Raw genomic sequence first — 20,973 nt, 5'->3', positions numbered from 1 at the left:
TCACTCTTCCCTTCCGGCGGTTTCTACCTGTGCAATAACTTCCGCTAAAATTTGTTTTTTCGTTTCATCAAAAGTCTGACCAGTCATATTACCATAGAAATCTTCAAAAAGTTCTAGTTTTCCTTGCTGTTTATAGCCTTCGCCAGCAGCTGTTTTTTCGCCAGAAACAGCTCCTTCATTGCGCAAAAAATCAAGCCCTAAAACATTTGGATACAGCGTACGCAGTTTGCCCATGGGATCAAGAATCTCCGCTTGATCCGTTAAAGTTACAAAAAGATAGTCATTCTTTGCTGCTTCTGGCAAAAAATCGGGCATTAACAGCTCTTGTATCGATCCCGTCACTTTACGCATATCCCGTTTTTGTTGTAATACTTTTTCCTCAATGGTAATTGATTGATCTTTCCCAATTGTAAGCAATGTAACTGATTTCTTCTGAGCCACTTCTGAGGCAGAATATTTCAATAAAGATCCTGCATAACGCACCCGCTCCGTACCAGCTTGCTGTGGTCTATGTAAATGGCCCAATGCTGTATAAGTAAAGCCAGAAAAAAGTTCTACATCCACATAGTCAGCCCCGCCAATTGACAAGGTGTAAGATAAGGGTTTTTCCGATTCACTGAGTGTAAGTTCCTTTATGCCCCTTATAAAACCATGAGTGACTAATATATTACGCGCAGTTGCATCCCACTCGCTTTGAATCGCTTCGATCATCACCTTCATTGCAGAATCATGATCTCTCGCAGCCTCTGCTTGAAAAACATCTCTGACTAAAGCCGGCGGCGCATAGGGAAGTAAATAAAAATGAACAGGTCCATATTCGTCGCTTAAAGAAACCTTTTTAATCTGCTGCGTCAAGGGCCCTGCAATATATAATCCCCCTGCCTCAAGTAAATGACTGCCAAATCCGAGCCGATCCGGGCTGTCATGATTTCCGGCGATCATCAGTATGGGAATTTTTAATTCAAGCAGAATTGTGCTTAAAGTCTTATCAAGCAATTCCACTGCCTCAACTGGCGGGATAGACCGATCATAAACATCACCGGCTATCACTAACGCATCAGGCTGCTCTTCTCTTAAAAGATCAATCAACGATGCCAAACAAACAGCTTGATCTTCTGTCATATAGACTTGATTTACAATTTTGCCAATATGCCAATCACTTGTGTGAATAATTCTCATGATTTTTCTCCCAATAATTCACGCATTTTCTCAAATCTATTGTAACATAACGGTCAATCTTTGCTTCTTCGCGGGAAAATCTTCTTATTTAAAAATCATTTAAATCGCAGTATAATGAACATATTATTTTATTTTAATTTCATTGGAGAATATATGATGAACCGAAGAACTTTTCTAAAAAGATCACTTTACACTTGTTCTGTTCTCTGGTTCGGGCAAAATATCGTAGACGCTTGCTCCGCTCTAGCGCAAGAATTGCCTCCACCTCCGAAAAAGCCAGCAAACATCAACAATGTACAATGGTCAACAACAAATGTAAAACAAGGACAACAAGTCTATTTTCAAACAACAATTGATCTAACAGGAAATGTTGAAATTATAAAAACAGAAACAGCAGACTCACTATTCTTTCTTATTAAAAATTGCCATGCTGAAAAATTCATCAAGTCTTTTGCCTGCCGTAATGTTTTCGTCAGCACCTTAGACATAAAAGAAATTGCTAAAAAAGATACACAACTCCGTCTAAAAATCGCCGACCCTTCCCTCGCACCAGAAGTTCGTTATACCTTAGCCGAGCAACCAGGAAATACTCGTCTTTACCGTCTAACGATTCAAGTCGGCACATTCAGTCGTCCCAAAGCGTTAAAAGAAAGGGACTTAGCGATTCTCGAGACAGCGTTCGCTTTTGGTCCCCTTGATACAAGACCAGCTACCGATTTGATTGTTATTCATCATGTAGGCCTCGTCGATGAAGATGTAAGCGCCGCTAAGATTCACGAATGGCACCTTGCCAACGGTTGGTCCGGCATTGGCTATCATTATGTCATTCGCAAAAATGGCCGTATTGAGCGAGGCAGACCGCGTGATACAGTCGGCGCTCATGCATATGGTTTCAACAAGACATCCATTGGTATCAATCTTGTCGGCAATTTTGAAGATGTCGAACCAAAAGAAGCGCAAGTCAAAACGGCAGCAAAACTCATTGCCGCCTTATGTAATCTTTATAATTTTTCACCGGATGACACCTCAGTTGTAGGCCATAGAGATTTAAACGACACGCTTTGTCCGGGAAAGAATCTTTATGTCCAAATGGGAGACCTACGGGAACAGGCTGCAAAGCTCATGAAAATCAACTAAAACAGCTGTCCGCCAGAAACAACTCTGACGGACAGCTGTTTTCAATTTATAAATTATCGTACTTACAAGCTGAAGCAAGGTGGCCTGTGAGCACAGGCTGAATCTTCGTCTTAACAATTTCTACAACAGATAAATATTTATCCAAATCAATGCCTGTTTGAATTCCCATGCGATGAAACATATTGATCATATCTTCTGTCGCCGTATTTCCAGCAGCGCCAGGGGCAAAAGGACACCCCCCCAGACCACCAATCGCCGATTCAAAAACAGTAATCCCAGCTTCAAGACCTGCCAAGGTATTGGCTAATCCCATTCCGCGCGTATCATGCAAATGCAGCGCTACTGTAATATTAGGATAATTTGTTTTCACAGCCTGAACTAACGAATAGACTTGTTTAGGGTCACCCACGCCAATCGTATCGCAAAGAACTACATAGTCTACGCCCAAATTAACAGCTGACTGAATAAGTGATAAAACAAGTTCCTCCGGTACTTGACCGGCAAAAGGACAACCAAAAGAGGTAGCTGCTGCCAAACGTATGGTCAAATCAGGCAGTTCCTTAATAATTGCTGCAAGATCAGCTAAAGACTGTTCTCGCGTTCGATTTATATTGGCCAAATTATGTTTTTCGCTGGCCGAAATTACATAAGTTACTTCCCGAATTCCTTGACTATAAGCCTTTTTAGCGCCTTGTAAGTTTGGCACTAGGGCTTTCGCTTTTAAACCGACCTGTTGATATTTTTCTAGAGCGGTAGCGGCAACCGTTGTTGCATCAGCCATTTGGGGAATCGCTTTAGGATGTACAAAAGAAGTAACTTCGATACTCTTCACCCCAGCCGCCATTAAGCCATCAATAATTTCCATTTTGACTTCTGTCGGAATCCATTCTTTAATATTTTGAAAGCCATCACGTGGTCCGACATCAATCACTTCTACTTGTTGTGGTAAATGAAGCATTATTGACCCCTCCTTTTAAATAACTCCTTCATCTTGCAAAGCTGCCAGTTCCGCAACGGAAAGGCCAAGCATTTCCTGCAATACGGTTGCATTATGCTCGCCAAGCCCCGGAGCGGGAGTGCGGATAGCTGCTTTTGTTTCGGACAATTTAATATGAGGACCAGTCAAGAGCATTTCGCCCGCCTTCGGATGCACCGTCTTTACAAACATCTCTCTAGCGCCGGCAATATGAGGATCCTCGGCTACCTGCGCAATAGAATAAATCGGCGCCGCGGGAATCCCTGCAGCTAGCAGTGTATCAACGATATCAGCTACAGTACGGTTTTTCGTCCAGCTCTCAACAATTTCTTTAATTGCCACATGATTTTGAACACGATCTTTAGAATGAAGAAATTCTGGTTTTTCAATGAGCTCTGGCTGCCCAATCACTTGGCAAAATAACCCCCAGAGTTTATCATTGCCAGCACCAATAATGACTAAGTCATCTTTCGCTTGGAAAGAGTCATACGGATACACCGATTCATAGCGATTGCCAATACGTTGCGGCAGACGATGTTCTACAAAATAAATCATATTAATAATTTCCAAACTGGCTACTGCCGAATCGACTAGCGCCACATCAACCATTTGTCCCCGATTCGTTTGATAGCGGCTGTTAACAGCTGCTAAAATGCCAATAGTTACGGAAAGGCCGCCTAATACATCGCCCATAGCCGTACCAGAACGAGTTGGATTGCCGCCAGGCCAACCGGTAGTACTCATCAAACCGCTCATAGCCTGGCTGATAATATCGTAGCCAGGCCGTTTCGTATAAGGTCCATATTGGCCAAAACCCGATACAGCCGCATAAATAATGCGCGGATTAATTTCCTTGAGAACGTCATAATCAAGTCCCAACTTCTTCATTGTTCCAGGGCGATAATTTTCAACAACAATGTCAGCTTTTTTAACCAGCTCTTTAAAAATTTCCTTTCCCTTAGGGGATTTTAAATTTAACGTGATACCTTTTTTATTCCGATTTAAATTCATATAATAAGCGCTTTCACCATTTTGAAACGGTCCCATGTGCCGCTCGTCAGCGCCTTTACCAGCTTCTTCAATTTTAATAACATTGGCCCCCATATCAGCAAGCATCATTGTCGAAAAAGGCCCTGCTAGTACCCTTGTCAAATCAAGAACTGTTAACCCCGCCAAAGCACCATGATTTTGCGTCATACAATCATCTCCTATAAGAATTTATAGAATCTTATATTTGCAACAATCATGCCAACTAAAAAAAGCAGCGAATCCGCTGCTTTTCACAATCAAACATTTCATATATGAGATACTGCTTATTCTATTTTCCTTTTCCATCTTGCATATTCAGTAACAAAATCCAATCAATTCCCGGACAAACCCACAAATCTCATTTTTAGTATGTATATTTCATTTTCAAAATAAAATTATTCTCTAATTTCACGGGACGACCCTTGTTCATCGTAGCACAACATTAAAACGAAAGCGGTCACAAACAGAACCGACGTGACCCAGAAAATAGAGGATAACGAAAAATGTAAGGATAAGACCCCAGCTGATAAGGGCCCCAGCATATTACCAAGCAAAGCCGCTGAGCTAGTAATTCCAAAAGCAACACCGCGTTTTTCTTCAGGAATCAACAGCGTTAACAGCGTATTGGAACTGGGAATCATCGCTCCAATAAACAGACCATTCAAAGCGCGCAACAAACCAAAAGTTACAATATCCTGGGCTAATAATTGGCCTACAAAAGTAATTGCACCACCTAAAGCTGCAACGAGCAAAATTCTACCATGGGAAACATGGCGACTGATAAAGCCCATACTTAAAGATGCCAAGGCACTAGCTACCCCGCCGATAGCAATCATCGTTCCGGAAATACTCGCAAGAAGTTCTGTTCCAGTCACCATGGACTGAATATAAATTGGCAGAATGGGGCCGATACTTTGTGTGGCAAACTGCGTCAAAAACTGTATAAATAAAATAGCCCCAAGACCAGGCAGCGCCCAAAAATAACTGAAACTTTTTAAAATCGATTCTTTTTTAGCACGCCTTACCGGCGTGAATTTTTCCCTGACTGCCAAATGACTTAACCCTAAAGCCACAAGACACAAAATGCCAAAAACAAAAAACGGCTGACGGTAGCCAAAGTGATCGGCAATAACACCGCCAAGCATCGGACCGACAGCGCCGCCTACAATCATAGCAGTCTGAAACAAACCGACAGTAAAAGCAATCTTATCGCGCGGCGACATACTTGTCACAAGCGCTGTGGAAGCGGCTACAAATCCCCCGCAAAGGCCTTGAAAAATACGTAAAGCTAGCAGTTGATATACGTTAGCCACATATGCCATAGCAATAATAATCAGGCCAAACAGTAGTAATGTTTTTTCCACCATGGGTTTACGACCTTTGCGATCAGCTACAGTTCCCCAGTAAGGATTAGAAATAGCCGCCGCAAAAGAAGATGCACCCATGAGGACACCCGCCCATAAACCAATTTCTCCAGGGTCGCTGATTCCTAAGTGGGAAACATATAGCGGTAAAAATGAAATCATTCCAGTAATAGCAATTGTTCCAATGACTTGAACAAACCACATAACAGCCAAACTTTTCTTCCACTCTGCAACCAAAGATCCAACTTCCTTTGTTTACTGAAAATATTTCAGTTTTCTCATATTATTTAACTAACCTAAGCTTAACACACTTACAAATGAAAAGACAAAGCAAATCATATAAAAATTTTACTTAAAGCAGCAAAACAAAAGCCTGAGCAACCAACAGTATGAAGTGTTGGTTGCTCAGGCAGGAAAATAACCTAGTTCGATTCCATAAAATAATTACAATAGAAGATTATCTAAGAGAATAGCACCTGCTAAAACAGCAGCCATGTACAGCCAACCTAAAAATACGCTATTCTGCGAAGATTTTTCTACCGTAATATGATCTTTTTCTTCTTCTGATACATTGCAATATTTTTCATGACAGTAAGCGTTTGCCACGGCAATCATCTCCCTAAAAAGCAGCAAGTTTTTTAACTGCTTTTATTATATACTTACAAAATCGCTTTGTAAATGATAATGATTATTGTTTAAATTTTAAATTTACTATTACTCTTTTGAATTATATAAATCTTTATATTGACAATCAAAAAAAAACATAGCATATTAATAGCAAGATACTATTTATAGGCGAGGTTAGTGTAATGCCCATTGATATAATTTCCAATAGTTCTCCTAGTCAATTAAATCAAGTCACAAAAAAAGCAAACCCTTCTGACCACCTTCTACACTATCTAGGTGATGATCTTGATGTAGGGCCTGCTTATATTGTAGAACTCTCCGCTAAAGGCCGCGAGTTACAAAAAAATAATCCGGTAAGAATCGTACGTCTCTAACGTTTAGCGAGTAAGCTGTTTTTTTTGAATTTGCCGATTAAAGCCCAGATCAATCGTAAAAAAGAAAAGACTACAATAGCAAACTAATTCGGCCAATTCTTCAAAAAGTTCCTCTTTAGAACCAAAGAAACCAAAACTATAATGCTCTACTCCGGTTGCAATCACTCCAGAGAAAAGAATAAGACTAATCTCGATATAGGGAACAGCCGCATTTTTCAGCCACGACTGAATTTCTTGAGCTAACCCCCGCTGGTAAAAATTCCACAGAATAAACACACTGAGGCACAAAATAAAAGGATGGACTAAAAAGCCATACCATAAATCCTGTAATCGTAAATAAGCACCTGTCGAATCAGTGTATAAAACTCGCCCCCAGCTAAGTTCTCGACCTGCAGCCATTAGCCAGACTGGCGCTACATAGAATGCCAACTGCTTTTTAGCTAGAGGTCCATAGCCGCGAAACGGAATCACTGCCGTTACCATCGCAGTAACTACTAATACGATGACTTGGAGCCACTCTAACGGCCCATCCTCTGCTCCCCAAGAATTAGGTAGCATAACTGCGCCAACAAGGCAAAAAAACAAAACAATTACAGAACAATAGGTTGCCCCGGTTATGTGAAATAGAGAATATTTCTTCATCATTTCACTCCTTTTTATAAAACAAATTGACTGACTAGGCAGTCGATACGTTCCATATAATACCACATACAAGAAAAAGCGGCAAGGAAAATATCCTTGCCGCTTTTTTCTTGCAGAATAATCACTTACGAATTACGTAAAGTTTCTGCAATATCATATCGTTCCATTTTCTCAAGCTTCTTTATGACTCGTTGCAGTGTTGGTCCCATCCGATGTGCAACGCCATTTTTATCCTGAAAAGCAAAACCGAAGTTACTGCAACAAATTTTTTCAGAACCATTCGTCCAAATAATTGGGGTAAATACTCTTGTTGGTCTTTCCATTTACATTCCCCCTTTTATATTTATAATATTCTTCTCTGAAAAGACACCTTTTCCTTTCCTCCTTTAGTCCTAAAAGTTGCTTTCCAGCTATAATTTTTATTACTTAATAAAGTAGATGTACTGGATTATAAAAGGGATTTTACAAAAAAGCGAAAGAACTGAAAAGTTCTCTCGCTTTTTTGCAAAACAATAATTTCTAGCCGATCAATTTTGCCAAATCTGCTTCTACTGTACTAATGCCCGCAATCCCAAAATTCTCTACAAGAACTTTCGCAACCTGCGGTGACAAAAAGCCTGGCAGAGTTGGACCTAAATGAATATTTTTAACACCTAAATAAAGTAATGCTAAAAGTACAATCACGGCTTTTTGTTCATACCAAGCAATATTATAAACTATGGGTAGCTGATTTACATCATCGAGGCCAAATACTTCTTTTAACTTAAGCGCTACAAGCGCTAATGAATAAGAATCATTACACTGTCCGGCGTCAAGAACACGAGGAATCCCGCCAATATCACCGAGTGGCAGCTTATTATAACGATATTTTGCGCAGCCTGCCGTGAGAATCACGGTATCCTGAGGCAGCTTTTCGGCAAATTCAGTATAATACTCTCTTGACTTCATCCGGCCATCACAGCCTGCCATTACAACAAATTTCTTAATAGCGCCTGATTTTACAGCTTCAACAACCTTATCAGCAAGAGCTAATATTTGTCCATGGGCAAACCCGCCGACAATCGTTCCCGATTCAAGTTCTTCCGGTGTTTTTAACGTTTTCGCCATAGCAATAATCGGCGAAAAATCTTTTTTCCCCGCCGCATCAGCTACAATATGACTGCAACCTGGATAACCAGCTGCCCCTGTGGTAAAAATCCGTTCCCGTACTTCTTCTACTTTAGGCGGCACAATACAATTTGTGGTAAAGAGAATAGGACCATGGAACTTTTCAAACTCACCAACTTGCCGCCACCAGGAACCGCCATAATTACCTGCTAAATTCTCGTACTTTTTAAAAGCAGGATAATAGTGAGCTGGCAGCATTTCGCTATGAGTGTATACATCTACACCCGTTCCTTGTGTCTGCTCTAATAACTGCTCCAAATCTGTCAAATCATGACCAGAAATTAAAATAGCCGGATTTTCGCGCACGCCAAGATTTACTTTTGTAATCTCTGGGTTGCCATATTTACTCGTATTCGCTTCATCTAATAGCGCCATAGCTGCTACGCCTAGTTCACCTGTCTTTAGTGTAAGGGCAACCAGTTCATCTACGGCTCGATCATGCAGTGTAGCATCAAGCGCTTCATAGATAAAAGCATAAATTGCGGGATTTTCTTTGCCAATCTGCAGGGCGTGATGCGTATAAGCAGCCATGCCTTTTAGACCATAAATGATTAATTCGCGCAAAGACCGGATATCCGCATTCGTTGTCGCCAATACGCCGATGCTATTCGCTTTTGCCAGCAGCGACTCTTTCGTAGAAACAGTAAAAGAAGCTACATCAAGCACATCAGAATAACCGCTTTTCTTTTTTAAGGCATCCCGCAGTTCCAGCATTTTATGAATCTGTTCTTCAATCGCTATCTCATCAAAATTCGCATTTGTAATAGTAATAAATAAACTTTTCAAAACTTCATGGTTTACTTCAGCCATTTCAGCCGGATTTAATTTTCCGTGAACAACCACATGAGCAATTCCCTTAACTGTATAGATGAGCAGATCCTGTAGTTTTGCTACTTCGGCGGTCTTGCCACAGACTCCCCGCACCTCGCAGCCCGTTCCCTTTGCGGTTTCCTGACACTGATAACAAAACATACTCACTAAAAAAACCTCCTCAAATATTTTTTTGAAAATTACTTATTTTGTGGACTATTAATAAAATTTGTCATTATAAGACAAAATTCCTCCTTTTTATCGTAAATTTTCCAAATTAAAAAAGCTGCCTTCGGCAGCTTTTTCATTAGGTTTCGATGTACAATGTAGTTTTTCAACTGAGAAACTCATCCGTTAGAAGCTGAGCCAACAGCAAGCCCGATTAGAAAAGCGGCGATATTATGCATAGCCTCATTATGCCGCTGCTCTTCAAGCTCTTGGCGATCTTTCCATGATCGCCAGGATTCATGATCGCGCCGAGCCATTTCGCGCTCATGACGAGCCATCTCTAAATCATGTTGCCGCTCTCTTTCATGGAAACGTTCCATAAACCGTTCATGACGTTCTCTTTCCTCACGCTGTCTTTCCCGCCAATGACTCCGACTTTCAAAACTCCAGCGCTGCATCGCTTCATTATGGCGCCGATCTTCCTGTGTATAAGCTTCATCATGACGCATCCGCCATTCGTCACCAGGCGATGCTTCGGAGGTACTCATAAACAATCCTGTTTGCATAATTCCGGCCAATAAAGAGAAAGCAATAAATTTCTTCGCTTTTTGATTCATAGTTTATCCCTCCACTATTTACTAATGTAAGTATAAACTAGAAATATGACAAAATTATGACTATACTACCCAAATAATGGCTTAGCTATATCACCGCTGCCCTTTAGCCTCATCCCAGGCTTTGGCCAACGCAGTAGCTGCTCCCTTTGGATCATCCGCTTCAGAAACGGCCGATACAACAAAAAAGCCTGCGATTCCCGTTTGGGCTAACTGCGGTATATCAACAAGTTTAACGCCCCCACCCACTACGACGGGAATGGGACTAAGCTTAGCCAATTTTGCGATTTCATCAAAGCTTCTAGTAATCACATTTCCACTGTGATCCATGCCGCAATCGGGTTTTGTTTTTGTTTCATGTAAAGGGCCAGCGCCAAAATAATCAATCTGACTCACATCAGCCGTTGTAATATAATCAAACAATTCATGCGTTCTAGCCGATAAGCCAACAACCGCATCTTTGCCGAGATATTCCCGGCAAACATCTACAGGAATATCAGTTTGACCAACATGGATTCCATCTACTTTTACACCAAGCTTTCTTGCCGCCAAAACAACATCTAAGCGATCATCAACAAGAAGGGCCACAGTGTTTGATTTACCAAGACTTTTAATAACATCGGCTGCCTGACGGGTTAGTTCAATCATTTCAGCTGCAGAAGCTACTTTCGAACGAATTTGCACACAAGTAAAACCAGCCGCCACAGCATCACGAACAATTTCTGCTACAGGACGCTCCTTCGTATTTTCTGGACCAACAACAAGATAGGCTGAAATATCTAAATTTGTTCTTATACTCATTTCTCATCCTCCAAAATTCCGTTGACCTTTTCCACCTTCGCCTGAATCATATTAGTAAAGCCAGGGCGTATATCAGCTTTTAGAACGACTTCGGTACGAATCCCCTTCGCCGCAAGTACAAAAGTTGCCGCTTTAACAACTTGCATCACATCGTCCCATTCTCCTTCGATCTCAGTAAACATGGCAGTAGTACGATTAGGCAAACCGGATTCGCGAATGACTTTTACCACTTCAGCTACATAGGGAGCAAGTTCATCGCCTACGCCGCAGGGAGCAATAGCAACAGCAACTAAAGTATTCATCATTTATACCTCCTTAATATCAAAAGGATTATCAGCAATCTCGCTTGCTGTGGCTTTATATAATTCGTCAAGAAACTGGATTTGAAAATGTCCTGGCCCATCCACCTGCTCGGCCGCGCGACGTCCCGCTAAATTGTAAATCGCTGTAGCGGTAAGCGCTGCAATAAAGGGTGATGCCGCTGTAAGATAAACTGCCGCAACACCGCCTAGAGAACAGCCTGCCCCAGTAATTTTAGTCAAAAAAGTTGACCCGCCTTGAGAAAAAGCAACGATGGCACCGTCTGTGATTAAATCGATTTCTCCTGATACAGCAACAGCGCCGCCCGTCCATTTCGCCAAGGCAACAGCTGCTGTTTGGGCCGTATTCACAGAGTCAGTCGAATCAACGCCGCGCACCTTTGACGCCTCAGTTCCTCCTGCTAAATTCCATAAACCAGCTAAAGCAATAATTTCTGAAGCATTGCCTCGAATGATACTAGGCTTATACTCTTTAAATTGAAGCAATAGCTTTGTTCTTAGTTCGCCAATGCCTACAGCAACAGGATCAAGCACCCAAGGTTTATTTCCCTCATACAAGGCTTTTGCGGTACGCGGCAATGTCTCCTCGTAAACGGGAAGAAGTGTGCCGACATTAATATAAGTAGCGCCGCCAGCCCTTGCTAAAAATTCGCCTTCATCAGGCAAATACACCATAGCCGCCGCTCCACCGACAGCGAGCTGGGCATTTGCCACCAAATTGATTGTAACAGAATTTGTGATAGAACCTGCCATTGGATTTGTTTTCTGTACTGTTTCTACGGCTTGTATCATCTGCGCTTGAATACTTTTCTTATCGATCATTTTGCCCTCTTTCCATGCAAAAAAAATGCTCACCTGCATTCGGTAAGCATCTTTCGCACTGTCCTATTGCTTCCCTACGTCAGCGTTAACTAACAGGTTCAAAGGGTCAGGTTTTACCTTCTCAACTCTAAGGAGTCCCCCCGCAATCTATTATTTTCTATAACGTATCACTTCTCATCTATTCTGTCAATGTAGTATCTGCCGAGCAAAGTAAATGCTTCTCTGCCGCTTGAGTAAGATCCGCCACAAGATCTTGATACGCTTCGAGTCCTGCATGGAACCGTAAAATAAAGCCGTCCGGTAGCGGCGTAACTTCCCGCTTACCATGTACAGGCAGTACAAGTGACAAATGTCCGCCCCAGCTTTCAGCAATCCAAAATAGATTTAAGGCATCCATAAAAGCTTCAATCTGTCGACTCGCTAGATCAGAGCGAAAAACCACGCTAAACAAACCATTCCCTTTATGAAAATAATGCTGGAAACGTTCATAGTAGGGAGAAGATATCAGCGTCGGCGACAGAACTTCTTGGGTAAAAGGCTGCTCTCTAAACCATTCTATCAGGTGCTGCGCCGTGGCAGCATGACAGTCAAGCCGCTCTCTAGCCGAATCAATACGATGATACAGCCGGGAACAAGTCGTTGGCGCTACTGCGCCATTGCCTGCGGCGCGCAATTCATCGGAAATACTCTGCCAATCATTTTCATGCTTTGTAATGACAACGCCTGATGGCGTATCGCCATAGCCGCCTTCATACTTCGTGGTAGCTTGTATAACAATATCCACGCCATAGTCAAGGGGCTTAAACCGAACATGGCTTGCCCAAGTATTATCCATAACAGTACGCAGACTTGCCGCTTTTGCTATAGCAATGATTCCGTCGATATCGGGAATTTCAAAAGTACCACTGCCTGGCGCCTCTAAATAAATTATGAGATCCTCTCGTTCAGGATAATCTTGGCGCGCTTTAAATAAAACTGTAGAAAATTCTTCTTTTGATGCGCCTGATGGATAACGAATCTGAGTGATCTTTCTTCTATTTAAATAACGTACCATCGGTCCATAGACGCAATCAGGAATCAAAATTGCTTTCGGTGAAAAGGCTGCCAAAGTTGTCGAAATTGCCGACAAGCCTGATGGACAAATAACTGCTCCATAGCCATTATGAAGCGCCGCGATTTTTCTGCAAACAGCATCGGCTTCCGGCGTTTGAGGTATGCCATATTCCGCCCCGCCATAGGGTGCTTTGCCACATTCATCAGCGATACGATAGGCTTCCAGTGTAGGAAATAAAACTGAGCTTTGCCCCCAGGAACCCGTTTGCGAAAACTGCGCTGCATCACCAAGCCCGGCGGGATTGGGATGGCCGTGAACCTTATAAGGATTCATAACTGGCTCTTGCACCAGTCTGGTCTTGCTTGAGCACTGCATGAGAAAGTTACGTCTTGCCTCGCCCCGCATCGCAGCTTCCATTGTTTCATATTTCATAGTAAATTATTCTCCCATACCTTAATAACCGTCATTGTAAGCCTTATCAAACAAATCCATATAGCCTTTCTTGGTTATAACTCGCGGATTGCTGTCATTCGAACCATTCTTCACCGACATTTCCGCCAGAAGTTCAAAATCTGCCTTATCGATGTTTAAAGACCGTATCCCAGGCAACCCGATTTTTTGCGACAAGGCCTTAATATGTTCAATGCCTTGTTGCGCAGCCTTCGCGTCATCCTGCTCGTCAATTCCCATAGCGCGAGCAATTCGTGCGTACTTATATTCCACCGATGGCAGATTGTATTCCATCACATAAGGCAGTAATATGGCGTTGCACATACCATGCGGCGCATCATACAGACTCCCCAAGGCTTCCGCCATGCAGTGCACTGAAGCAACATCGGCATGACTAAAAGAAAGTCCCGCCAAAAGACTGCCCATCATCATTTTATCACGAGCCTCGCGATTCGTACCATTTGTTACGGCTTCTAGGATATTTTGCGCGATATATTCGACAGCGTACAATCCAACAGCCTCAGCAATTGGTTCCGTGCAATTTGCTGTATAGCCTTCGATTGCGTGCGTCAGAGCGTCAACTCCTGTAGCCGCGGTAACCATTACGGGAACAGTAAATGTCAGTTCAGGATCGACAATAGCCACTTTTGCAGCAATTGCTGGGCTTTTTATGGTAAATTTGAACTTCTCTTTTGTATCAGTAATAACTGAGGAAAAAGTGACTTCACTGCCCGTACCAGCCGTTGTCGGAATGGTAATAAGCGGCAAACAATCATCCTTTATTTTATTCTTGCCTTGATAGTCGCGGACTTTTCCCCCTTGGCGCGTCAGGACAGCCACCGCCTTGGCCGCATCAATTGGACTGCCGCCGCCAAAAGCGACTAATGCATCAACTCCCTGTTGTCTAGCAAGCTCAGCCGCCGCCTCCACATTGGTATCCTTCGGGTTTGCCTCGATCGCGTCATAAGTAATAAAAGCCACGTCTGCAGCGGCAATAAGATCACTGATTTTCTGCAAAAGTCCCGTTGCCGCTAAACCTTTATCTGTAATAATCATGACTTTTTTTACGTTCAATAATCGCAGTTCTTCCGCCAAAACACTTACTATTCCAGCGCCATATCTAATTTTTGTTGGTAATAGAAATTCAAAACAGTCGATCAATACATCCGCCCCCTTAATGTACTAACATACCACGAACAGGCTTTTTACTTGACGCAGTCTATTTGTGTCATATTGTATATTCTCCATGATCAGATTAAACCCTGGCAAAAAAGCCCAATTTTCTATTTTTCTAAAGATTCCCTTTCGTCGCTTTGCACTTCCACTAAATTCGTATGCTGGGGATTTCCAAAAGCCAGAGGTGTTGGCGCATATTTCGTCAGAACATTAATGCAGCCGCGCCGATCAATCCCTGTTTCATCAGGCGTCCACCAGGCTCCTTGCGGTACTGATACAACACCCGGCATAATTCGAGGAGTTACTTTTACTGGTAAAACAATAATACCGCGAGCGTTGAAGACCCGGACATTTTCCCCAGTAACGATCTGTCGGCTTGCGGCATCAAGCGGATTCATCCAGACTTCCTGACGTCCTGCTTCCTCCATCCAGCGAGTATTATCGAAGGTCGAGTGGACACGGCGCTTATAATGATGCCCGATACACTGAAGCGGATATTCTTTTATCAAAGGATCTTCCGGTCCTTCCCAAGCCGTAATATATTTCGGTATAGCCGGAATCGTTTTTAGTTTCTCCATTTGCCATAGCCGCTGTGAAAAGATCTCGATTTTTCCTGATGGCGTTGGAAAAGGGTATTCTTGGGGATTATCAATTTGCTCTTGAAAGGCAATATAAGGCTCCTTGTAATAACGACGATAAATCCCTTTGGCCTGAAGCTTTTCAAATGACGGAAAATCAGGATCAACCTTTCGCGTTTCTGCCACAAGATACTGTAGCCATTCTCGTAAGGTACGCCCTGCTGTAAACACATCGTGCAGCCCCAGTTTTTGAGCCAAATCGCTAACCCAACTATAGCCATTGCGGCACTGGCCTGGTGGCTCTACCGCCTGATTTCCATATAAAACATAGTCGCCATAAAGCCAGGGATTGACTAGATCTTCCCGTTCCATAAACGTATCGGCAGGTAAAACAATATCAGCATATCTTGCGCTAGGTGTAAGAAAGTGGCCGTTATCAACAATCAATTCCGCTAATGCTTCATCTTCCAATAATTGAGCCGTACCATTCGTATCAGAGTGCTGATTTGTTAAACAATTACCGCCCAAGTTAAAAATTAGCTTAATATTAGAATTCAGTTTAGAAACCCCTCTGACCCCTGCTTCCGCTCCCATTTCAGTTCCCCGTACTAGCGCTTCAGTCCAAGTAAACATAGAAATTTGTGCTTTGCAAGGATTGGAAATTGGGATAGACGCAAGTGGAATGTCTTGGGCTGGTTTACCATGGCCTGAAGCCCAACCGCCCTTCCTGCCAACATTTCCTGTCATGGCCGCTAAGACAGTGCCACAACGAACTATTTGTTCGCCATAGGCATGACGCTGTGGACCATACCCTTGAATCAAAGCGCCTGGTCGCCTTGTAGCATATTTTCGCGCTAAAGCTGTAATCTGCTCGCGTGGTATTCCCGTAATTGATTCGGCCCATTCCGGAGTTTTTGCCTTTTTATCAGATCCCAATCCTAAAATATAAGCTTTAAAAGAATTTCCATCTGGAATATGCGGCGGCATGTGCTGCTCATCAAATCCCAGACAGTAGGTATCAAGAAATGACTGATCCTGTAAGTGTTCAGTAATCATGACATACGCCATTGCCTCTAAAAGAGCGCAATCCGTTGTAGGACGAATCGGAATCCATTGATCGGCCAAAGCTGCCGTCGTATTCGAATAGACGGGATCAATCGAAATAATTTCGGCCCCAGCTTGTTTAGCTTGCTTAAGATAAAAAGCCGTATTCGTACCGTGAATCGTTTCTGCCGGATTCCAACCTAAAAGAATAATCAGTTTTGAGTTTATCCAATCTTCCCGGCTACTTCCAGTGCGATTCGTTCCAAAGGTATAGGGAGTCGCATCTTCCGTACAGGCTGTGCTATACGTTCCATAATAGGAAAGAAAACCGCCGTAAAAACCTAGAAGTCTCGCCATCCAAACGCGTTCCGACGTTTTTCCGGAATTCCCTGTAGCATAATTTAAATAGATCGCCTCAGGGCCGTATTGCTGCATAATTCGCCTTGTCTGACAGGCAATCGTCTCTAAAGCTTCATCCCAACTAATTGGCGTAAACTTACCCTCGCCACGCTTGCCGATACGCTTTAAAGGCTGAGTTAAGCGATCGGGATGATACATATAATCACGATAAGAACGGCAGCGCAAACAACCACGCAACTGCGGATCGCCAGGCTTATCCAAAATCGTATCATCAGCAGAAATTTTTACAACCTTACCATCTTTTACATGGGTTTTAAACAGACAGCGGCCGCCACAATTTAAAGCGCCTGCCGTATAGACTACTTTTTCAGCCATAACCTACACCTCTGGTACCGATTTTACAATTCTAACTGAGACCATTATATATTGCCGTGACGATGCGGCGTGATGACCAGCGCCGGTTCCGTCAAGGATTTATCAACCATGCCCTTTGTCTGCGAAACTGAGCCATATTTTCGCTGCAACTCTTCTAGCAAGCCATAGTCTAACACCCGCATCGGACAAGCCGCTACACATGCCGGTTCTTTGTCTTGCTCCAGTAGATCAAGGCAAAAATCACATTTTCCCATTTTTCCTGTAGTCTGATCAAGCTGTAACGCTTCATAAGGACAAGCTGTCGTACACTGTTTACAGCCAACACACTTTTCCACTGCTAATAAAACAATACCATCTTCCTCACGTTTTCTTAAGGCGCCAGTAGGACATACCGCAACACAAACTGGTTTCTGGCAATGATTGCAGCTTAAAGAAGTCCAGAAAGCAAATACATTCTGGCGAATCACACCATCGACCTGCTCATATTCACCGCCGCAATATTCATAGACTTTCCGGTACAATTGCCCCTGAGGCAAATTATTTTTATCTTTACAGGCAATTTGACAGGTACAACAGCCAGAACAATGTTCTTGTGCAAAATAGAATGCCAATTGTTTTGTCATAAACTCTCTCCATCATATGAAAAAAGCGCCATGGCGCAAATTTCCAAATCAATTGCGCCATAAACGCTTTATATTTTATATTTTATGTTTTATGTTTTATGTTTTATCGTTTCGCCTTACCTTCAGTAAAATCCTGCATTATCATCCTTTAAAACACTTATAAAGAATCAACTATAAGTCTAGTTTTTTAATAGTTTTCTTATCAGCGATTCCGGTAGGATTTAATCCATTGTCATATTGATATCTTTTTACAGCTACCTCCGTATTCCGGTCAAAAAAACCATCAGCCTGCCCTTCAAAATAACCAAGTTCTCTCAATTTCCGTTGTAGGATTACGACATCCGCGCCCGATATTTCATAGCTAAGTGTACGCTCAATATGAAATATTTGATCTTCTACTCTTACTGAAGTTCCTACTGGCACCCATTCATAAAGCTCTTCTATGTCCTTATTTCGCATTCGGATACACCCATGACTCGCTACTGTACCAACACTCCAGGGCTGGTTTGTACCATGAATTCCATATCCTCCCCATGGTACACTAAGAGCTAAAAACCGAGTACCAAACATATCACCTTTCCTGTAGGATTTCCATACAATTGTCCAATCGCCCACAGGAGTAGGGGTTTCGTCTTTGCCAACGGCAATGGGATATGTTTTATACAAGTTTCCAGCGTTATATAATTGTAAAATTCGCTCAGGAATTTTGATAATGATCGTTATTGGCCCTGCGGGAGGATTTAAATTCTGACTCGGAATTGTTGCAAATTGCATATTCTCCCAATATTGAAGCCCCATCACAATAGCAGGTAAGCTTACTAAGAGAAAGAACATAACAATCGCACTCATTTTAGGTTTCCTTAAAACAATCGTATGAATCAGAACCACGTTCTTTCTTTTCTATGAATATTTTTATAAATATGATGCCTTTTACTAAAATATTCAAGAAGAACGCTTCATAAAACTCTCACAGTATTCCTCGATTAATTTCGCAACGCCTTGGTAATCGTCAAGTTTGTAACAAGGTACGCCTACATCCCACGCTAAGTCACTGACAATCCCCAGTAACTCTTGGGGATTAGATAGCAACTGGCTGGAAACAGCCGCTCGAACGACTTCGATTTTTGGTTTATCTCTGTACTTATAGCCTTCAGTCACAATCAAGTCCACACCAGAGATCTTGGCGATTATCTCATCAAGCGTCTTTTCATATCCGCCATATTCAATCATCGCCATTTTTTTTGGCGATGCAATGGCTACAATATCGGCGCCGGCTTCCGCAAACCGCCAAGTATCTTTTCCGGGACAATCCATCGAAAAGTCGTGCGCATCATGCTTAATCACGGCAACCCGAATTTCGTCCGCTTTCAGCTCCCGAACAACCTGTTCCAATAAAGTAGTCTTACCTGTGCCGGATCTCGCCACAATCGATATAACTGGTATCACTGCCTCCATGATTTTTACTCCCTTCGGGATCTAAAATTTGACTGCCTTCTTTGGCACTTCGATAATCTTCCGGCGTATTCATATTAAAAAACAGCTCGCGCCAATCACCAAAGGGTTCAAGTTCCGCAGCAGCCACTTCGCGTACAGATATTCGCTCATATAAAGCCTGTACCTTTCTTTGATCCTGTTCGAGACAGGCTTCAATCGAAGGAATACAGCTTTTCGAGTAAACAGCGCACAAAGGCTCCCGCCGACCGCCGACAAGGGGAACAACACTGTCACAGGAATTTTGACACAACAGAAGATACTGTAGTAGCGGGGCCGTAACAAAGGGCATATCGGCAGAAACAATCAAAGAATACTCATGTTTTGCGGCAAGCAGCCCCGCATGAATCCCGCCTAGCGGTCCTTTGCCTGCATACTGATCAGGCACTTCTCTCACGCCGTCGATCCCATACTTATTCCTTTGATTACTAGCAATAATAATATCATCCACAACAGCTTGCATGGTAACAAGAACTGTTTCGAGAAGTGTCCGTCCATTAATCTTTAAAAAGGTCTTATCCTGCCCCATACGCGAACTGCGGCCGCCAGCCAAAATAATACCGCTGGCAGCAATCATATTAGCCACGCTTTCACAGTCTGCCCACTGGCAAGCGGCTCACTACCTGCAGGTACATCAACAAGTACATCGCAGCCAATCATCGATTTCATCGTACCATTACTCTGGCTTTCTGCCAGCATGATCTGATTTCCGTCTCTATCGCGCTGCAACATGCCCCGCAAAAAACGCCGCTGATTACTTGCCTTGGAAAAACTATTAAGCAGTGTCGCTTCGATCGAAGGCAGCATAAATGCCTGCTGTCCCATCATCTTTTTAATCAGCGGCACAACAATAAGTTCAAAAGTAATAAAAGCTGCCGCAGGATTCCCCGACAAACCAATAAACAAAGTCTGATCTTTTTTCGCCGCAATCATCGGCGATCCTGGCTTTATCCGAATACGATGGAATAAAGTGGTGGCGCCAACTGTCTCCAGCGCCTTGGGAACAAGATCAAAATCGCCCACAGAAACGCCACCTGTCGTTATCACCAGATCAGCCTCACTGGCGGCAGGCTCCAGCAAACTGACAATGGCTCCAAGATCATCGTCGGCAATTCCTTTGTACTGAGGCTCCGCCCCAATTTCCAAACAACGAGCCCCCAGACAATGTAAGTTACTGTTATAGATCTTCCCTTTTGCCAAGGAGCAGCCTGGCTCGACAAGTTCATCGCCTGTGCTGATTAAAGCAACACGTACCGGCCGATAGGCTAAAACTGAATCAAGGCCCACAGCCGCAAAGAGTCCGATCAGCGGTGCTGTCACGATCTCGCCTGGCTGACCGATCGGATCCCCAATCTGTACATCTTCACCGGCAGGAACAATATTACTGTGAGGCTGCAATTCCTCGGCAATAAAAATCTTATCTTTCACTCTTGTTATATCTTCAAATTTAATGACGGCATCGGCGCCAGCAGGAATAGGCGCTCCAGTCATCAGCTTAATGGCCATACCTTCGCCTACTTGTTTTACTGCCACAAATCCCGCTCGAATTTCTTCCACAACCGTCAAAATTGCTGGCGCGGCAGCGTTTGCTCCCTTCGTATCAGCAGCTCTTACGGCATAGCCATCAAGGGGAGACCGATTAAAAGGTGGTACTTGTTGCTCGGACACTATTTTTTGCGCCAAAATCCGCCCGTTGGCTCGCAGCAGAGAAACTTTCTCTGGTCCAGTAGGTACGGCCTGTTCGAGCAGCAAATCTCTAGCTGCCTCTAGCAAAATATTACGCTGCATACCA

General features: G+C 43.1%; 22 protein-coding genes and 1 riboswitch. Of the genes, 2 read left to right on the top strand and 20 right to left on the bottom strand.

Annotation, left to right across the window (positions count from 1 at the left end; all coding sequences use genetic code 11):
• A complete protein-coding gene (locus AC0NJP_RS10405; RefSeq protein ID WP_474699754.1) occupies positions 1-1,179 on the bottom strand; it encodes an exonuclease SbcCD subunit D in 1,179 nt (392 codons plus the stop codon).
• A 153-nt stretch (positions 1,180-1,332) separates the two neighbouring features.
• On the opposite strand from AC0NJP_RS10405, the gene AC0NJP_RS10400 reads away from it, so the two are divergent.
• Positions 1,333-2,316, top strand: a complete 984-nt coding sequence (locus AC0NJP_RS10400) for a peptidoglycan recognition protein family protein (protein ID WP_474699753.1) — start codon at positions 1,333-1,335, stop codon at positions 2,314-2,316.
• A 46-nt stretch (positions 2,317-2,362) separates the two neighbouring features.
• Here the strand turns inward: AC0NJP_RS10400 and AC0NJP_RS10395 are convergent, their stop codons facing one another.
• The 4 genes from AC0NJP_RS10395 to AC0NJP_RS10380 all read right to left on the bottom strand — a co-directional run bounded on the left by AC0NJP_RS10395 (position 2,363) and on the right by AC0NJP_RS10380 (position 6,291).
• Positions 2,363-3,274 (bottom strand): hydroxymethylglutaryl-CoA lyase, encoded by a 912-nt coding sequence (locus AC0NJP_RS10395; RefSeq protein WP_474699752.1) that lies wholly within the window; start codon positions 3,272-3,274, stop codon positions 2,363-2,365.
• 15 nt (positions 3,275-3,289) lie between these two features.
• The gene (locus AC0NJP_RS10390; RefSeq protein ID WP_474699751.1) at positions 3,290-4,489 is read right to left on the bottom strand and encodes a CaiB/BaiF CoA transferase family protein; all 1,200 of its coding nucleotides are present in this window, start codon (positions 4,487-4,489) and stop codon (positions 3,290-3,292) included.
• A 227-nt stretch (positions 4,490-4,716) separates the two neighbouring features.
• Positions 4,717-5,922 (bottom strand): MFS transporter, encoded by a 1,206-nt coding sequence (locus AC0NJP_RS10385; RefSeq protein ID WP_474699750.1) that lies wholly within the window; start codon positions 5,920-5,922, stop codon positions 4,717-4,719.
• Positions 5,923-6,129: 207 nt separating this feature from the next.
• A complete protein-coding gene (locus tag AC0NJP_RS10380; RefSeq protein WP_474040229.1) occupies positions 6,130-6,291 on the bottom strand; it encodes a hypothetical protein in 162 nt (53 codons plus the stop codon).
• A 203-nt stretch (positions 6,292-6,494) separates the two neighbouring features.
• Here AC0NJP_RS10380 and AC0NJP_RS10375 point away from each other — a divergent pair, with 203 nt between their 5' ends.
• Positions 6,495-6,686 (top strand): hypothetical protein, encoded by a 192-nt coding sequence (locus tag AC0NJP_RS10375; protein WP_474040230.1) that lies wholly within the window; start codon positions 6,495-6,497, stop codon positions 6,684-6,686.
• A 3-nt stretch (positions 6,687-6,689) separates the two neighbouring features.
• Here the strand turns inward: AC0NJP_RS10375 and AC0NJP_RS10370 are convergent, their stop codons facing one another.
• The 15 genes from AC0NJP_RS10370 to AC0NJP_RS10300 form a co-directional block, all read right to left on the bottom strand.
• Positions 6,690-7,331: a hypothetical protein gene (locus AC0NJP_RS10370; protein ID WP_474699749.1), complete on the bottom strand. Its 642-nt coding sequence runs from the start codon at positions 7,329-7,331 to the stop codon at positions 6,690-6,692.
• 122 nt (positions 7,332-7,453) lie between these two features.
• A complete protein-coding gene (locus AC0NJP_RS10365) occupies positions 7,454-7,651 on the bottom strand; it encodes a hypothetical protein (protein WP_474040231.1) in 198 nt (65 codons plus the stop codon).
• A 196-nt stretch (positions 7,652-7,847) separates the two neighbouring features.
• Entirely contained in the window at positions 7,848-9,467 is a 1,620-nt protein-coding gene (gene hcp, locus AC0NJP_RS10360) for a hydroxylamine reductase (RefSeq protein WP_474699768.1), read from the bottom strand.
• A gap of 185 nt (positions 9,468-9,652) precedes the next feature.
• A complete protein-coding gene (locus AC0NJP_RS10355; RefSeq protein WP_474699748.1) occupies positions 9,653-10,090 on the bottom strand; it encodes a hypothetical protein in 438 nt (145 codons plus the stop codon).
• Between the two features lie 90 nt (positions 10,091-10,180).
• Positions 10,181-10,888: a thiamine phosphate synthase gene (locus tag AC0NJP_RS10350; RefSeq protein ID WP_474699747.1), complete on the bottom strand. Its 708-nt coding sequence runs from the start codon at positions 10,886-10,888 to the stop codon at positions 10,181-10,183.
• On the bottom strand, positions 10,885-11,193 hold the full coding sequence (locus AC0NJP_RS10345) for an MTH1187 family thiamine-binding protein (protein WP_474699746.1): 309 nt from the start codon (positions 11,191-11,193) through the stop codon (positions 10,885-10,887). Before AC0NJP_RS10345 ends, AC0NJP_RS10350 begins: the two co-directional genes overlap by 4 nt.
• Positions 11,194-12,030, bottom strand: a complete 837-nt coding sequence (gene thiM / locus AC0NJP_RS10340) for a hydroxyethylthiazole kinase (protein WP_474699745.1) — start codon at positions 12,028-12,030, stop codon at positions 11,194-11,196. It lies immediately after the preceding gene.
• Positions 12,031-12,083: 53 nt separating this feature from the next.
• Positions 12,084-12,182: riboswitch (TPP riboswitch) on the bottom strand.
• A 26-nt stretch (positions 12,183-12,208) separates the two neighbouring features.
• Positions 12,209-13,516, bottom strand: a complete 1,308-nt coding sequence (locus AC0NJP_RS10335) for a trans-sulfuration enzyme family protein (RefSeq protein ID WP_474699744.1) — start codon at positions 13,514-13,516, stop codon at positions 12,209-12,211.
• Between the two features lie 21 nt (positions 13,517-13,537).
• On the bottom strand, positions 13,538-14,695 hold the full coding sequence (locus tag AC0NJP_RS10330; protein WP_474699743.1) for an iron-containing alcohol dehydrogenase: 1,158 nt from the start codon (positions 14,693-14,695) through the stop codon (positions 13,538-13,540).
• A gap of 122 nt (positions 14,696-14,817) precedes the next feature.
• A complete protein-coding gene (locus tag AC0NJP_RS10325) occupies positions 14,818-17,067 on the bottom strand; it encodes a DMSO/selenate family reductase complex A subunit (protein WP_474699742.1) in 2,250 nt (749 codons plus the stop codon).
• Positions 17,068-17,111: 44 nt separating this feature from the next.
• Positions 17,112-17,690: a DMSO/selenate family reductase complex B subunit gene (locus tag AC0NJP_RS10320; RefSeq protein ID WP_474040240.1), complete on the bottom strand. Its 579-nt coding sequence runs from the start codon at positions 17,688-17,690 to the stop codon at positions 17,112-17,114.
• Positions 17,691-17,861: 171 nt separating this feature from the next.
• On the bottom strand, positions 17,862-18,539 hold the full coding sequence (locus AC0NJP_RS10315; protein WP_474699741.1) for a L,D-transpeptidase family protein: 678 nt from the start codon (positions 18,537-18,539) through the stop codon (positions 17,862-17,864).
• 93 nt (positions 18,540-18,632) lie between these two features.
• Positions 18,633-19,145, bottom strand: a complete 513-nt coding sequence (gene mobB, locus AC0NJP_RS10310; RefSeq protein WP_474699740.1) for a molybdopterin-guanine dinucleotide biosynthesis protein B — start codon at positions 19,143-19,145, stop codon at positions 18,633-18,635.
• Entirely contained in the window at positions 19,093-19,758 is a 666-nt protein-coding gene (gene mobA, locus AC0NJP_RS10305) for a molybdenum cofactor guanylyltransferase (protein WP_474699767.1), read from the bottom strand. Before mobA ends, mobB begins: the two co-directional genes overlap by 53 nt.
• Positions 19,755-20,969 carry a molybdopterin molybdotransferase MoeA gene (locus AC0NJP_RS10300; protein ID WP_474699739.1) on the bottom strand — a complete coding sequence of 405 codons (1,215 nt, stop codon included), beginning with the start codon at positions 20,967-20,969 and terminating at the stop codon, positions 19,755-19,757. Before AC0NJP_RS10300 ends, mobA begins: the two co-directional genes overlap by 4 nt.
• Positions 20,970-20,973 lie beyond the last annotated feature (4 nt).

It is taken from the genome of Pelorhabdus sp. sgz311002 (assembly GCF_056134285.1).
This window is presented reverse-complemented; position numbering and strand designations above follow the sequence as displayed.